The organism is Aeromonas sp. ASNIH2 (genome assembly GCF_002934795.1).
In the GTDB taxonomy this organism is placed as follows: Bacteria; Pseudomonadota; Gammaproteobacteria; order Enterobacterales; family Aeromonadaceae; genus Aeromonas; species Aeromonas caviae.
Genome location: NZ_CP026406.1, coordinates 311194 through 325870 on the forward strand (window position 1 = coordinate 311194; position 14677 = coordinate 325870).

Annotated in this window: 13 protein-coding genes; 3 read left to right on the forward strand and 10 right to left on the reverse strand. The window is 62.6% G+C overall.

The window, feature by feature from the left end; all coding sequences use genetic code 11:
- Positions 1-6: 6 nt before the first annotated feature.
- From emrD to C3F36_RS01565, 8 genes are all read right to left on the reverse strand, one after another.
- On the reverse strand, positions 7-1206 hold the full coding sequence (gene emrD, locus C3F36_RS01530; protein ID WP_104454306.1) for a multidrug efflux MFS transporter EmrD: 1200 nt from the start codon (positions 1204-1206) through the stop codon (positions 7-9).
- Positions 1207-1475: 269 nt separating this feature from the next.
- Positions 1476-2906 (reverse strand): ABC transporter ATP-binding protein, encoded by a 1431-nt coding sequence (locus C3F36_RS01535; protein WP_104454307.1) that lies wholly within the window; start codon positions 2904-2906, stop codon positions 1476-1478.
- Positions 2903-3709, reverse strand: a complete 807-nt coding sequence (locus tag C3F36_RS01540; RefSeq protein ID WP_104454308.1) for an ABC transporter permease — start codon at positions 3707-3709, stop codon at positions 2903-2905. Before C3F36_RS01540 ends, C3F36_RS01535 begins: the two co-directional genes overlap by 4 nt.
- A gap of 2 nt (positions 3710-3711) precedes the next feature.
- A complete protein-coding gene (locus C3F36_RS01545) occupies positions 3712-4674 on the reverse strand; it encodes an ABC transporter permease (RefSeq protein WP_104454309.1) in 963 nt (320 codons plus the stop codon).
- A complete protein-coding gene (locus tag C3F36_RS01550; RefSeq protein ID WP_104454310.1) occupies positions 4671-6197 on the reverse strand; it encodes an ABC transporter substrate-binding protein in 1527 nt (508 codons plus the stop codon). The genes C3F36_RS01545 and C3F36_RS01550 overlap by 4 nt, the downstream gene beginning before the upstream one ends.
- Positions 6198-6393: 196 nt before the next feature.
- Complete coding sequence (locus C3F36_RS01555) at positions 6394-7056, reverse strand: glutathione S-transferase family protein (protein ID WP_039038751.1); 663 nt, start codon at positions 7054-7056, stop codon at positions 6394-6396.
- Between the two features lie 31 nt (positions 7057-7087).
- Positions 7088-7696 (reverse strand): glutathione S-transferase family protein, encoded by a 609-nt coding sequence (locus C3F36_RS01560; RefSeq protein WP_048207874.1) that lies wholly within the window; start codon positions 7694-7696, stop codon positions 7088-7090.
- A 120-nt stretch (positions 7697-7816) separates the two neighbouring features.
- Positions 7817-8272 (reverse strand): hypothetical protein, encoded by a 456-nt coding sequence (locus C3F36_RS01565; protein ID WP_104454311.1) that lies wholly within the window; start codon positions 8270-8272, stop codon positions 7817-7819.
- Between the two features lie 200 nt (positions 8273-8472).
- Here C3F36_RS01565 and suhB point away from each other — a divergent pair, with 200 nt between their 5' ends.
- Positions 8473-9276 carry an inositol-1-monophosphatase gene (gene suhB, locus C3F36_RS01570; RefSeq protein WP_039038754.1) on the forward strand — a complete coding sequence of 268 codons (804 nt, stop codon included), beginning with the start codon at positions 8473-8475 and terminating at the stop codon, positions 9274-9276.
- A 100-nt stretch (positions 9277-9376) separates the two neighbouring features.
- Here the strand turns inward: suhB and C3F36_RS01575 are convergent, their stop codons facing one another.
- Both C3F36_RS01575 and C3F36_RS01580 read right to left on the reverse strand, forming a co-directional pair.
- Positions 9377-10252, reverse strand: a complete 876-nt coding sequence (locus tag C3F36_RS01575) for a flagellar protein MotY (protein ID WP_039038755.1) — start codon at positions 10250-10252, stop codon at positions 9377-9379.
- Positions 10253-10320: 68 nt separating this feature from the next.
- The gene (locus C3F36_RS01580) at positions 10321-12294 is read right to left on the reverse strand and encodes a methyl-accepting chemotaxis protein (protein ID WP_199769642.1); all 1974 of its coding nucleotides are present in this window, start codon (positions 12292-12294) and stop codon (positions 10321-10323) included.
- Positions 12295-12439: 145 nt separating this feature from the next.
- On the opposite strand from C3F36_RS01580, the gene rnt reads away from it, so the two are divergent.
- Together rnt and C3F36_RS01590 are read left to right on the forward strand one after the other, a co-directional pair.
- Positions 12440-13102, forward strand: a complete 663-nt coding sequence (rnt, locus tag C3F36_RS01585; protein ID WP_010675098.1) for a ribonuclease T — start codon at positions 12440-12442, stop codon at positions 13100-13102.
- Positions 13103-13328: 226 nt separating this feature from the next.
- Positions 13329-14651 carry a Na+/H+ antiporter family protein gene (locus C3F36_RS01590; protein ID WP_104454312.1) on the forward strand — a complete coding sequence of 441 codons (1323 nt, stop codon included), beginning with the start codon at positions 13329-13331 and terminating at the stop codon, positions 14649-14651.
- Positions 14652-14677: the final 26 nt, after the last annotated feature.

The window sequence follows — 14677 nt, forward strand, 5'->3', positions numbered from 1 at the left end:
GCCGTGTCAGACGGCCATCTGCTCGTGGGGCGCACCGTGGTGGCGCAGCCACACAAAGCTCAAGGCCACGATCAGCACCATCACCGTCATGATGGCCCCCAGGGTCACCTGCCCCGTCATCGGGAAGCTGGCGGCCAGCAGGGTTACCACGCCAGCCCCCAGATTCTGCATGCCCCCGAGCACGGCTCCTGCGGTGCCCGCCTGGCCCGGGAAGGGCTCGATGGCACAGGAGGTGACGGTCGGATAGAGAATGCCGCTGCCAATGAAGTAGACCGCAGCCCCGCCCACCAGGGAGGCAGCGCTCACCATGCCGAGCAGCCCGGGTACCAGGATGATGAGCGACCCCAGGGCCAGGAAGGCGATGCCAAGGCGCATCAGCTTGCCCTGGCTCAGGCGAAAACTCAGTCTGGCGGAGAGCCAGGCGCCGAACAGATAACCGGGCAGCGGCAGCACGAACAGCACGCTGACGGTGCGGGCACTCAGCTTGAGCACGTCCCCCAGCAACACTCCGGCCGCCGCCTCGAACACCGCGAGGCCGGCAAAGGTGGCCATCAGACAGAGCAGGTTGCCCTGAAAACGCGGGTTGCCGAGCACATGACGATAGGCGGCGCCCACCCGCAGCGAATGCTGGCGGGCGGATGCTGGCAGCGTCTCGCCAAACCAGGCCAGCAGCGCCAGGGTGGTCAGGGCACCAAAACCGAACAGGAACCAGTAGCCGGCACGCCAGTTGAACAGCTCGGTGAGCCAGCCGCCCAGCACAGGTGCCAACAGAGGGGAGAAGATGACCCCCATGCTTACCAGGCTGTTGGCACGGTTGAGCTCGGCGCCACTGTAACGGTCGCGCATCACGGTCCGGCTCATGGCGCCCCCTGCCCCGGTGCCCAGCCCCTGGATCAGGCTGCCCGCCAGCAGGGCGGTGAAGCTCGGGATCAGCTGGATGGTGAGGGTACCGACCAGGAAGATCATCATGCCGATGATGAGCACAGGGCGACGACCGATGCGATCCGACAAGGGGCCATAAACGAACTGGGAGAGGCCGTAGGGAATGAGGTAGCAGGCCATCACCGCCTGCAGCTGGCCGGAGGCCACATGGAAGTCCCCCGCCATCATGGGAATGGAGGGCACATAGAGGGTCTGGGTCATCTGACCCACGGCGACCATCAGAATGGTCAGGAAAAACAGGGGATAGAAGCTGTGCCGATACATATCTCGTCCGAAAAAGATCAAAAAGCCGCCACCCTCCGGGCAGGGATCTGCAGGAGGTGTCTGACAAAGGTCGTTGAAGAGGAACAAGGCGGAGGACCCGCACCCGCCAGCAGCAGGACGCTCTCTGGCTTACGACAATCTTAGTGATTCATATCACAAAAAACGAGCGAAACTTTATAATCTGCTTACCCAAGTTTTTCTAATGCGACGGGTCCAAGGCCCCGTCACTGTCATCTCATCATGGGGGAAGGATTCATCCTGTCCCCTCTTTACCCCACTCTTCTCACCTCGGCCGACGCGCCTTCGAACATGGGGGAACCTACCTCCCCCAGTCTCAGACAACGAGGGGCAACCTTGCCGGCCAGCCCCTCGTCATGGGTCACCAGCAGCAGGGCGCAGCCTATCTCTCCCAGTTCCTCCAGCATACAGGCGATGGTCTGTTGCTGGCTCAAGGGATCGAGCCGGGACGTGGGCTCATCGGCGAACAGCAGCACAGGGCGCAGCAGCAGGGCCCGGATAAGCGACAGCCGCTGCAGCTCCCCTCCCGAGACCTGGTTTGGCAGGCGCGTCAGCAGCCGTTCATCCAGCCCCAACCGGGCCAGATAGTCGACAAGCCGATGGCGAGGCAGCCTGTGCAGACGCAGCACATCATCGAACTGGGTGGCGAGGCGCACTCGGCTTGCAAAGGCCTGCACCGGATCCTGATAGAGCTTCTGCCAGCGGCAGGGGGCTATCCCTTCCCGGCGCAGCACCTCCCCTTGCAGGGGGCGTTGCAGACCCAGCAGCACGTTGCCGAGGGTGCTCTTGCCCGCGCCGCTCGGCGCCATGATGGCCATTCGCTCCCCTTGCGCCAGGGCAAGGTCGAGCCCCGTAAACAGGGGTTGATCCCCATATCCCATGGCAAGCCCCTTCCCGCGGATGAGCCAGTCACCGGTGGGAGGGACAGCCGCCTCGGGCCAGGCGGAGGGCTCCGCCGCCAGCAGGGCCCGGGTATAGGCATGGGATGGCGTGTGCAGCACACGCTCGGCGGGCCCCTGCTCCACGATCTCTCCTCCCTTGACCACCAGCACCCAGCCCCCCAATGCGCGAGCCAGGGAGAGATCATGGGTGATGGTCAGCAGATGGCGTCCACGGGCCAGGTAGCCCAGCAACGAGGCACTCAGCCTGGCTGCGGCCCGGCTGTCGAGCCCCTTGGTGGGCTCGTCGGCCACCAGCAGACGGGCCTCCCCCAGGGTGGCGGCGGCAAAGGCCGCGCGCTGGGCCATGCCTCCCGAGAGCTGGTGTACAAAGGCGCCATCCCGCCCGGCCAGTCCAAGCCGCTCCAGGGCGGCGCGGGCCCGCGATCGGGCCTCCTTGCCCCCTGGCAGCCACCCCTCCTCCACCTGGGCAAGCAACCCCATGGTGGGATCCAGCGCCAGCACCGGCTCCTGGGGCAGCATAGCCAGCTCCCGCCCCCAGAGAGTGCGCAGACGAGGCGTGTCGGCCAGGTTGTGATGGCGGCCACCCGACACCATCTCGCCCCGGCCTGTCAGGGGGGCTGGCAAGGTCCCCATCAGGGCATGAGCCAACAGGGATTTGCCCGAACCGCTCTCCCCGATCAGGGTCAGGGCGGTGCCGGGATGAATGGTGAAATCCAGCGCCTGCAACAGGGTTTTCTGGCCATCATCGACCTGCAACCCCTTGATATGAATGGCCGTCATGAGGTGGTTCCTTGTGAAGATGGCATGTCAAAGCCGCGCGTCTGATGAAGCAGCACCAGAGCCAGCAACATCAGCCCCATGACAAGAATGGGGGCCAGTAGCAGACGGGGAGCCTCCTGATAGTGGGGCAGCGCCTCCGTCATCATCAGCCCCAGCTCGGGCGTTGGCGGCTGAATGCCGACGCCGACAAAGCCCAGGGTAGAGAGGGTTAGAATGGCACCCGCTAGGCCGAAGGCCATCATGGTGAGCAACTGGGGGGCGAGCTCGGGCCAGAGATGGCGCCGCACCACATGGGCATGGCCGAATCCCAGCAGACGGGACGCCTCCACCTGGGGCGAGGCGAGCAGCCCCCGGCTGCGGGCACGCACCACCCGGTAATACTCCACCCACTGGGCCATGGCCAACCCGAGATAGAGGATGGCAAAGCCACCCTGGGCCATGGCGGAGAAGAGCAGCACCAGCAACAGGCCTGGCAGGGCCAGCACGCCGTCGGCCAGGCTGCGCAGCAGACCGTCGACCCAGCCGCCGCGCCAGGCCGAGAGCCAGCCCAGCAATGAGCCCAGCAGCGCCGCCGTGATGACGCACAGCAGTCCCAGCAGCAGGGAGAGCCGGGTCGCCGCCGCGAGGCGCGCCATCAGGCTGCGCCCCATCTGATCCCGCCCGAGGGGCTCCTGCCAGGAGGGATCAGCCAGAAACTGTGCCAGATCCTGAGCCGCCGGATCGGGCCAGAGCACGGGGCCCAGCAGGGCAAACAGCACCACCAGCAGGAGCAGACCCAGCCCCGTTTTGACAGACAACGACATGATCAGGACTCCTTGGGACCACGGGGGTCAATGGCAAGACAAAGCAGGTCGGTGAGGGTATTGAGCAGCACGAAGAGCACCGCCAGCACCAGCACAGTCCCCTGAACCATGGGGATGTCGCGCCAGAAGATGGCGTGCACCAGCGCATGGCCGATCCCGGGCCAGGCAAACAGGCTCTCGACCACCACGACCCCCTCGATGAGCAGCACCAGCTGCACGCTGGTGTAGGCGATGATGCTGACCCCGGTGTTGCGCAGACCGTGGCGCCAGAAAACCCGGGCCGGCGAAAGCCCCTTGGTGTGGGCAAATCGATAATAACCGGACTGCACCACGGTGAGCACGCTTTCACGCACCACCCGGGAGAGCACGCCGGAGAGCCCCAATCCCAGGGTCAGGGCGGGCAGCAGCAGGTTGCTCCCCTCCCCGTGCCCTGCCGCACTGACCCAGCCCAGCTCCACCGAGAGCATCACCATGAGCACCAGGCCGAGCAAGAAGGGGGGCAACGCACGCATCAGCACGCTCCAGCCCAGGGTCAGGCGATCACACCATCCCCCCGGGCGCAGCGCACTCAGGCTGCCAAGCGGCAGCGCCACCACCAGCGCCAGCACCACGGAGGCGCTCGCGAGCGTCAGGGTGGCGCCCAGGTGATGACCCACGTCGGTGGCGACCGGTGCGCCCGTCACCAGGGAGCTGCCGAGATCCCCTTGCAGCAAGGCCCACAGCCAGTCGCCAAAACGGACAAGGGCCGAGCCGGCCAGCCCCAGCTCGCTGCGCACCGCGTTGGCCGCCTCGGCGGTGACATAGTCATAGCCATAACGACCCGCCGCGATGCGAAAGGCGATGTCTCCGGGCAGGGACTGCACCATCAGAAAACAGAGTCCGGCCACCAGCAGGGCAACCACCAGCGCCTGCACCAGACGCTGACCCAGTATCCCCATGACGCGAGACAAGGGTGTCGCTGTCATCGTGCGCTCCATGTCAACTTGTCCAGGCCATAGCTGCGCTCCTGGGGATCGAGTTCAAACCCCTCCAGCCCCCGACTGACCGCCGCGCTCTGGCGGTACCAGGCGATGGGCAGGAGCGGCAACTCCTGTTGCAGTGTCGTGGCTATCTCCCGGCGAGCCGCAGCGGCGTCTGTGGGCGACAAGGCTTGCGTGGCAAGGCGGGTCAGTGTTTGCGTCATGGCCGGGGAGTGCCAGTTCATCACCCCCCAGTCCGCACCGGCAGGGGCCAAGTCCCCCAGCAAGGTGACCAGGGGATCCGGTACCAGGGCATAATTGCGGGCGTAGAGACCAAGCTGGAGCGAGCCGTCCTGATGGCCCGCCGGGATCTCGCTCGAGTTGCCCACCGCCACCTTGAGCTCCACCCCCACCGCCTTCCACTGCGCCTGCAGTGCCGTGGCGAGGAGCGGCAGCTCCGGACGGTCAGGGAAGGTACGCAGGGTCAGGGCGAAGCGCTCTTCCCCCTTGCGCAGCACACCGTCCTCCCCCGGCTGCCAGCCTGCCGCCGCGAAGGCCGACCGGGCCGCCTTGACGTCATAGGCAAGCGGCGTCAACCCGAGCTGGTGCCACTCCCCCAGAGTGGGGGGAAAGAGCTGGGTTGCCGCCATCTCGGGATCCCGCAGCAAGGCGGCTGCCATACCACGACGATCGATGGCGAGACTCAGGGCACGGCGCACCACCGGATCGCTCAGACGGGGATCGGCGCCATTGAGCTTGAGCTGGATGGTCCGTGGCAGGGTGACCGAGGCGATGGAGACCCGTGATGCCTGCTGCAAGCGGCGGATGCTGACCGGATCCAGCCCCCAGGCGATGTCGGCCTGACCGCTCTCGGCCATCAGGGTGCGGCTCTCTGCACGCCCCACCGTCAGGTAGCTGACCTCCTCGATTGCGGGCCTGGCCCCCTGCCAGCCGTCGAAACGCACAGTCTCTATCCGCTGGGGTTGTTGCAGGCGGGTGATGCGGTAGGGGCCAGAGCCTATCACCTGGGTTACCTCCCCCTTGGCATCGTAGGCGGCCTTCGCCAGGATCTGGGTGCTAGGGTGGGCCAGCACGGCGGGCAGGGAGGCGAAGGGTTCGCTCAGGGTGACCTTCAAGACGCCATCTCCAGATCCGATGGACGCAATGGGAGCGCTGGTCATCACGCCGGGCTTGCGCCAGGCCTGTTGCAGGGCAAAAGCGGCCTGCTCGGCGCTCACCTCGCTGCCATCGTGAAAACGGGCCCCGGGGCGCAACGTGAATCGCCACTGCAGACCGTCATCGCTACGCGACCACTCACTGGCAAGCCCGGGTTGCAGATTGCCTTTCCCATCAACATCCACCAGGGTCTCCGCCACCTGCATGCGAGTAAAGAAGACCCCGTTGCTGGCGGGGTCGACACTGTGGATCTCCCAGGGCCCCACCATGGCAAGCGGTTTGCCGTCGGCTGCAGTCGTTCCTGCCATCAGAGCCAGGGCGAACCACCCGGCTGCGGTGCATTTTTTTGTCATCCTTTCCATCCAAGCTTCATGTTCATCAACCAAAGATGATGGCGTTATAACATAACAATTAATCAGGAAGAATGACTTTTGATTTTTGATAAATGGCTTATTTGAAAGACAAAAAGCGACTGCGATGCAGATCGTCAAACAACGGGGAGTCAAAGGGGAATAAAAAAGATGGCCCGTCAGGGCCATCATGATGGCGTCAGCGAGTCACCATCTGCTGCGCCCGCTTGACCTGATCCTCGGGGCTCTCATTGCGCGGTGGAATGGTGATGCCCTTCTGGCAGGCGGGCCTGGCTTCCATGCGTGCCATCCAGGCCTGCAAATGCACCAACCCCTCGATGGAGATACCACTCCAGTCGTGGATGCGCACCCAGGGCCAGGTAGCGATATCGGCGATGCTGTACTCGTCCGCCAGATACTCATGGTGTGCCAGATGACCGTCGAGCACCTCGAACAGACGTCGCCCCTCCTTCTGGTAACGCTCGATGGCGGCCGGGATCTTCTCGGGGAAATAGCGATAGAAGACGTTGGCCTGCCCCATCATGGGACCGACGCCCCCCATCTGGAACATCAGCCACTGGATGGCCTGGGAGCGACGCTTGGGATCCTGCGGCAGCAACTTGCCGGTTTTTTCCGCCAGATAGATAAGGATGGCGCCGGACTCGAACACTGCGAAGTCACCATTGTCCCGATCGACGATGGCCGGGATGCGGCCATTGGGGTTGATGGCCAGGAACTCGGGCTTCTTCTGCTCCATGGTCGCGAAATCAAGGGGAATGACCTTGTAGGGCAGCCCCAGCTCTTCGAGAGCAATCGACACCTTGAACCCGTTGGGCGTGGCGGCAGTGTACAACTCTATCATCTTGGACTCCTTGAACGTTCAGGGGAAAGGATCAGGCCTGGGCGCTGGACCGGGCACTCACCCGGTCATGCCAGTCCTGCAAATGGGGCTGTTCGGGGGTGATACGCAGGCCAACTACCTTGCCAAAATCAATGGTACAGAGGGCAAGAATGTCGGCGATGGTGAAGCGCTCCCCCGCAATATAGGGCACCTCGGCAAGACGGGCATCAAGCTTGTCAAACCAGATCTGAGCCTGTTGCTTGCACTCCTCCCCCCATTCGGGGAAGACCCGCTCCCGGTCTTTGTAAAAACCGGTGATATGACGAAACGCCATACCGGTCGGCAGCCAGAGGTTGAACTCGATGAAGCGACTCCACATCTCTATAGTGGCGCGCTCCAGCGCGGTGCTGCCAAACAGGTTCGGTTCGGGATGAAGCTCTTCAAAATAGCGACAGATGGCCAGGGTTTCACTCAGACAGGTTCCGTCATCGAGTTCCAGCACAGGAATGCGCCCGGCCGGGTTCTTGGTCAAAAAGGTGGGCGCCAGGTTTTCCCCCGCCCCCAGATCGACCTGCTGATATTCCATCTCGATCCCCTTCTCCGCCAGAAACATTCTGACCCGACGGGCATTGGGGGCTCGTCTCAGCTCATAAACCTTCATGTCACCTCCGTCGACGAACACACGGTGAACCGCTGCACAGGCCATAGCAAAGCGGCACAATGTCGGTCAGTTATGACAAATATTGTGCCGCTTGAACAGCCCGCATCGAGGGGGAGATGATTAGCTGCTCAGTACCCCTGGTTGGCGCTGGCGCAGCAAGATAAGACGGGAAAGCAGCGGAAAATAGGATTCAAACTTGCTTTTCAGCACCAGGCTGCAGGCAGGATCCGCCAGTTCGGCCTCATCCAGCAGAATACCGTTGGAGACGAAATAAAAATGCGGATCCCGGACATCCGGCCCCTGTGGAGTATGTTCATACTGTCGATGCACCAACAGGGGAAGCACCGGCAATCCCAGTGCACTGCCTCCTGCAGGCCAGAGCGGAGCAGGCCAGGCAGCGCCCTCTTCTTCCAGCAGCAGGATCGCCGCTTCATCCTTCGACGGTTGCCACTGCTGGGGCTGTGCCACCCGGACCTCGGTGACATAATCGCTCTCTTCGCTGGCGGCACGCAGTGCGGCCAACACACCCAGAGTCGTCCGCGACGACGGTTTCTGACTGACTAATGACAGATTCATGGCTCATATCCCTATGCTCACCACAGCCTGTTATCCGGCTGTCGCGATAAGACTAGTTGATTACAGGTCTTTATTGGAGCCGTCAGATCTGTCAGTCACCACCCTGACCGAATGAGGGCATAGCAGTTGCTATTCCCGAATATCTTGGTAAGATGTCGCGTCCTTTTATCCCCCGTTCTTTAACATCCAGTGGTGAACCTATGCATCCGATGCTGAATATCGCCGTGCGCGCTGCGCGCAACGCCGGTCAAGTAGTAGTAAAAGCCTTTTCTCAACCCGAGAACATCGAGGTTATCCAGAAAGGCAGCAATGACTTCGTGACCAACGTTGACCGTGACGCCGAAGCGGCCATCATTCACACCATCAAAAAATCTTACCCGGAACACAGCATCGTTGCTGAAGAGTCTGGCGAGATTGCCGGTACCAATCCGGACTACCAATGGATCATCGACCCACTGGATGGCACGACCAACCTGGTCAAAGGCATTCCGCACTTTGCCGTTTCCATCGCTCTGCGCGTCAAGGGCAAGACCGAACAAGCCGTTGTCTACGATCCCATCCGTGACGAGCTGTTCACTGCCACCCGCGGCAGCGGCGCCCAGCTGAACGGCTACCGCATCCGCGTCGGCAAGGCCAAAGAGCTCTCCGGCACTATCTTGGCCACCGGGTTCCCGTTCAAGCAGAAGCACCACATCGAACCCTACCTGAAGATGTTCCAGAGCATGTTCATCGAGTGTGCAGACATCCGTCGTGCTGGCTCCGCCGCGCTGGATCTCGCCTATGTGGCCGCTGGTCGCGTCGACGGTTTCTGGGAAATCGGCCTCAAGCCCTGGGACACCGCCGCCGGTGAGCTGCTGGCCAAAGAAGCCGGCGCCATCGTCACCGACTTCGTTGGTGGTCACAACTACGAAAACTCCGGCAACATCGTGGTGGCCAACCCCCGCGTGCTGAAAGAGATGCTCGGCAAGATCCGCGAAAACCTGCCGGAATCCCTGGCCAAGTAATCCCGGATACCCGCGAAAAAAATGCCAGTCGGTTCGCCGACTGGCATTTTTTATTCCTGACTACAGCGAAAATCCCGCCCCTCTCGATGACTCAGCGGGATCAGATAGTGCCGTTGCGTCCCATGTTGATCACCACCCGGCGGTTCTTGGCTCGGCCAGCTTCCGTTTCGTTGGAGGCCACGTGCTGTTTCTCACCGTGCCCTTCCACCGAGATCTTGCCCTCCTCGATGCCGAGATCCACAAACACCTGCTTGATGGCATCCGCTCGCTTCTCGGAGAGCTTCTGGTTTGGCCAGCGGCCGCCATAGCTGTCGCTGTAGGCGTCGATCACCACCACATCGATGCTCTTGTCTGCCTTCACATAGTCACCGATCATCGCCAGCCGCCGCTTGGAGGCCGGTGACAACTGATCGCTGTTCTTGTCATAGGAGAGCACGCTGAAGGCGATGTCGTTGAAGCTGTAGGGCAGCAAGCCACTCAGGCAGTCCATGAACGCCTGGTACTTCACCCTGAAATTGACCGACGAGAGCGATACCCGCACCGGCCTGTCCTGACGATACCAGTCGCGATACTGGAAAGTCGGCATACGCCCTCCTTCCAGCTCGTCCAGCATGGTCCAGGCGGTCTGCCCCGCCACCAGGCCGTCAAACTGCTGATAGAACTGCAACTGGCTGATCTGTCGCCCGGCTACCCCGGGACGCCAGCTGGGGGGCATGATCCCGAGGCTCACTGTCTGGGTACGCGCCTGGGGTCGCTGCCCCTTGAGCTCGAAATCCAGATTGATCTTGCGCCCGGCCCGGCTGACAAAGGCCCCGGTTCCCCAGCGGGGAATAGGATGCTCCAGCCTGCACTCCACCTGGGTATCAGAGGTCAGGCGCCAGACGGATTGATCCAGACCGGCGCCAAATTCGGTCACGCCCGCCTGCAACTGCATACTCACTGATATGCTGATCAACCCCAACACCCAAGCATTCAACGGCTTGTCCTCCACACTATCTCGAATTATCTATCGGCAGCGGCAGGACAAGCTTTAGGTCAAAACGCTCAGTGGGGGGAAGAAGGGGCCATCAGCTTGAAGCTGGCGATGCGTCCCGCCAGATCCCGGGCCAGGGCATCCAGTTCGGCACTGTGTTGTTGCAGGGTATGGGAGTGCTGGCGATGGGCCTCATACACGTCACGGATGGTCATCACGTTTTGCTGGATGTCGTCGGTCACGTAACGCTGCTCCTCGGTGGCGGTGGCCACCTGGGCCGTCATGTCGCTCACCTTGCGCACCTCGTTGACGATGTCGGTCAGCTCGCTCCCCGCCCGTTTGGCCTCCGTCACGCTAAGACCCGCCTGTTCGGTCCCCGTGTGCATGGCAGCCACCGCCTCGTTGGCCCCCTGGCGCAAGCGGCCCAGCATCCGCTCTATGTCATCCGCCGCCTGCTGGGTACGGGAGGCAAGCGCTCTCACCTCGTCGGCCACCACTGCAAAGCCGCGCCCGGATTCACCGGCACGGGCCGCCTCGATGGCGGCATTGAGGGCCAGCAGGTTGGTTCTGTCCGAGATCTGCTTGATGAGGTTGAGCGCTTCGCCCACCGACTCGGTATCCTGATGCAGGCTGTCCACAAGTTGCTGGGTATCACTCAGGGTACCCGCGACCTGCTGGATGGTTTGGATGGTCTTATCCACCTCCTTGTCACCCTGCTTCGCCCGGCCGATGGCCTGCTGAGTCGCCTGGGAGGTCTGGGTTGCGTTGCGGGCAATCTCCGCCACAGTCGATGCCATCTCGGTGGCGGCAGTCGCCACCAGATCCACCTGCCCGCATCCCCTGACTACGCCGGCATTCACCTCGGCAATGACCTCGGCCGAGCTGGCGGCGCTGCGTATCAGCACGTCACAGGAGTGGCGCACAGCCAGCAGCAAACTCTCCAGGTGCCCGAGGAAATGGTTCAGATCCCGCGCCAGGGCCCCCAGCTCATCCCCGGATCGCCAGTCGACCCGCACGGTCAGGTCGTTCTCCTGCACCAGGCGCTTGAAGGTCTGGTGCAGGGCCATGAAGCCCAGATGCAGATCCCGCACTACCCGCCAGCAGACGAAGGTGGTCAGGACGATGCACAGCAACACGCCAGCCGCCCCCCACCAGAAGTCACTGGCACTCCCGACCCGCATCTGTTCAACCCGCTCGAAGAGCTGCCGATAGAGGCTGTCTTCTATCTCCTTGAGCAGGCCTATCTTGTCGGTACTCAAGGCAAACCAGGCCTCCGCATCGACACCAAAACCGCCGCTGGCCGCCTTGTCCAGGGCCAGTTTCTCCATGGCGGCCACCTTGGCCACCACGGGTGAGGCGAGGCTGTCGTTCAGCAACTGACGCTGGGCGGGACTCGCCACCGCCTGGAAACGTTCGAGATAGGTATTCTGGGCCGCCAGCAGGGAGATGAACTGCTGCAACAGCGCTGGCGTGAAGCTGTCACGGCCAAAGACGTTGCTGAGCGTCGCCCGCTCCAGCCCCGCACGCTCCTTGCTCTGCAGGAAGGCGGCGTAGGCATTGGTCTGCAGGGCGATGGTGGCATCCATGCTGTCGACGCTTATCTTGTCCACCACCGCCAGCAAGGCGGTCACGAGGCGGGTATAGAAGCCGACCTGTTCCGCCACCTCAACCCCCAGGGCGCTGACCCGCTCACGCATGGCGGTGAGTCCCGCCACTCCCTGCTGCACCTCCGTCAGCGCCAACAAGGCAGGATCCTGATGAAAACGCTGCAACAGACTGTCCACCACCTTGCGCTGGGCAGGCAGCGCATCGCGAAACTTGCTGCCGCCAGAGCCGAGGAAACCGGCCGACATGCCGCGCTCCCGTTGCAGCTCATGGGCCAGCTGCGCCGCCTCCTTCACCACCGCCAACGCGACCAGGGCCCCGCTCATCTCCTGTTCGACCCGATAACGTTCATAGACGTACCGGCCGGAGAAAAACAGCAGGGCCAACAGCGGCAGACAGACCACCAACATCATCTTGTGTGCCAATCCCAGCTTCTTCATCGACCTCTCCCTCCATGGTTGACGTCGCCCATTATAAGCACAGGTGTTTCAAAATGGCCCTCTTGCTGTCCCATGGCGGCAGATAAGGGACAAGGGCCCGCTTTTTTGCCATAATGCCGCCTCCTTTCACGCCGACCGAGATACCATGACCGACGCCGTTCACACCCTCAAGGGCCGTTTTCGCGGCTTTTACCCCGTCGTCATCGATGTTGAAACCGCCGGATTCAATGCCAAGACCGATGCCCTGCTGGAAATAGCCGCCCACACCCTCAAGATGGATGAGCAGGGCTGGCTCGTCCCTGACCAGATCTTCCATTTTCATGTCCAGCCCTTTGAGGGTGCCAATCTGGAGAAAGCGGCGCTGGAGTTCACCGGCATCGACCCCTTCAACCCGCTGCGGGGCGCGGTGGACGAGAAGGAAGCACTCACCGAGATCTTCAAGGGGGTGCGCAAGGGCATGAAGGAGCAGGATTGTGGTCGCGCCATCATAGTGGCCCACAACGCCACCTTCGACCACGGCTTCGTGATGGCCGCCGCCGAGCGGGCCGGCCTCAAGCGCAATCCGTTCCACCCCTTCGCCACCTTCGACACCGCCGCCCTCTCGGGTCTTGCCCTGGGGCAGACGGTGCTGGCCAAGGCCTGTCAGAGCGCCAATATTCCCTTTGACAACAAAGAGGCCCACTCGGCCCTCTACGACACCGAGCGCACCACAGAGCTCTTCTGCCACATCGTCAATCGCTGGAAGAGCCTGGGAGGCTGGCCTCTGGCCAACCCGGATGAAACGACGGACACCGAAGACGAGGGCTGAACACTCCCAGCCCCTGCCCAGACAGGCTGCCCATGGCAGCCTGTCTGCATGAGGGGACCTGTCTGGGCAATGAAGAAGGGCCATTTTCCCGGTTCCCGTTCACCGCCAGCAGAAGATGCGTCCCTTGGCCGGGATCTGCCGATTTTTTTCTCGACATTTAGCCTGTTTTTCGCAAACTAGCTGGCTTTCACACGACTGACAGCAACACAATCCATAAGGAAATCAAATGAATCCTGTTGTTATCGCGGTGGCGCTGATGCTGGTGCTCAGCCTGCTGCGGATCAATGTGGTGGTCTCCCTCGCCATCGGTGCCATCGTGGGTGGCCTGCTCGGCGGACTCTCCCTCGAGCAGACCCTCAGCACCTTCACCGGCGGCCTGGGCGGCGGTGCAGAAATCGCCCTCTCCTACGCCATGCTGGGGGCTTTTGCGGTAGCCATCTCCCGCTCCGGCATCACCGATCTGCTGGCCCGCAAGGTCATCAACCAGCTCGGCAAGGATGCCAGCAGCACCCGCATTCTCTGGGTCAAGAGCCTGCTGCTCACCTCGGTGCTCGCGGTCTCCATCTCCTCCCAGAACCTGATCCCGGTGCACATCGCCTTCATTCCCATCCTGATCCCGCCGCTGCTGCATGTCATGGCCCAGATGCAGATCGACCGCCGTCAGGTGGCCTGTGTCATCACCTTCGGCCTGACCGCAACCTACATGCTGCTGCCGGTGGGCTTTGGCGGCATCTTCCTGAACAACATCCTGGCCAAGAATCTCGTCGACAACGGCGTACCGGTGGAATTCAGCCAACTGCCCCTGGCGATGGCCATCCCGGTATTCGGCATGTTCCTCGGCCTGCTCATCGCCGTCTTCTTCAGCTACCGCAAGCCTCGTCAGTATGATCTGGAGCAGATCCTGGCCGCCGAACCCGAGACGGTCGAGCTCAATCTCAACCACATCTGGGTCGCCCTGCTGGCCATCGCCGTGGCACTCGGCCTGCAACTGATGACCAACAGCATCGTGCTGGGGGCGCTCGCAGGCTTCATCATCTTCACCTGCGGCGGCGTCATCAAATTCCGCGAGAGCCAGGATGCCTTCACCCAGGGTGTGCGCATGATGTCCCTCATCGGCTTTATCATGATCTCCGCCGCAGGCTTCGCCGCCGTCATGAAGGAGACCCACGGGGTGGAGAGTCTGGTGCAGTCCGTCTCCACCATGATGGCCGGCCACAAGGGACTGGCGGCCTTCCTGATGCTGCTGGTGGGCCTGCTCATCACCATGGGGATCGGCTCCTCCTTCTCCACCGTGCCCATCATCGCCACCATCTATGTGCCCCTGTGCATCCACCTCGGCTTCTCGCCCATGGCGACCATCGCCCTGGTGGGCACCGCGGGCGCGCTGGGGGACGCGGGTTCCCCCGCCTCCGACTCGACGCTCGGCCCCACATCGGGCCTCAATGCGGACGGTCAGCACGACCACATCTGGGACAGCGTGGTGCCAACCTTCATCCACTACAACATCCCCCTGGTGATCTTCGGCTGGATTGCCGCCATGGTGCTCTGAGTCCATCCCGAGCAGACAGACAAAAG

What these genes read in the sequence shown, in the direction of transcription:
- C3F36_RS01550 (WP_104454310.1), bottom strand. Translation starts at nt 6,197, where the DNA reads ATGACAAAAAAATGCACCGCAGCCGGGTGGTTCGCCCTGGCTCTGATG.
- C3F36_RS01540 (WP_104454308.1), bottom strand. Translation starts at nt 3,709, where the DNA reads ATGTCGTTGTCTGTCAAAACGGGGCTGGGTCTGCTCCTGCTGGTGGTG.
- emrD (WP_104454306.1), bottom strand. Translation starts at nt 1,206, where the DNA reads ATGTATCGGCACAGCTTCTATCCCCTGTTTTTCCTGACCATTCTGATG.
- C3F36_RS01535 (WP_104454307.1), bottom strand. Translation starts at nt 2,906, where the DNA reads ATGACGGCCATTCATATCAAGGGGTTGCAGGTCGATGATGGCCAGAAA.
- C3F36_RS01555 (WP_039038751.1), bottom strand. Translation starts at nt 7,056, where the DNA reads ATGATAGAGTTGTACACTGCCGCCACGCCCAACGGGTTCAAGGTGTCG.
- suhB (WP_039038754.1), top strand. Translation starts at nt 8,473, where the DNA reads ATGCATCCGATGCTGAATATCGCCGTGCGCGCTGCGCGCAACGCCGGT.
- C3F36_RS01560 (WP_048207874.1), bottom strand. Translation starts at nt 7,696, where the DNA reads ATGAAGGTTTATGAGCTGAGACGAGCCCCCAATGCCCGTCGGGTCAGA.
- C3F36_RS01545 (WP_104454309.1), bottom strand. Translation starts at nt 4,674, where the DNA reads ATGACAGCGACACCCTTGTCTCGCGTCATGGGGATACTGGGTCAGCGT.
- rnt (WP_010675098.1), top strand. Translation starts at nt 12,440, where the DNA reads ATGACCGACGCCGTTCACACCCTCAAGGGCCGTTTTCGCGGCTTTTAC.
- C3F36_RS01565 (WP_104454311.1), bottom strand. Translation starts at nt 8,272, where the DNA reads ATGAATCTGTCATTAGTCAGTCAGAAACCGTCGTCGCGGACGACTCTG.
- C3F36_RS01580 (WP_199769642.1), bottom strand. Translation starts at nt 12,294, where the DNA reads ATGAAGAAGCTGGGATTGGCACACAAGATGATGTTGGTGGTCTGTCTG.
- C3F36_RS01590 (WP_104454312.1), top strand. Translation starts at nt 13,329, where the DNA reads ATGAATCCTGTTGTTATCGCGGTGGCGCTGATGCTGGTGCTCAGCCTG.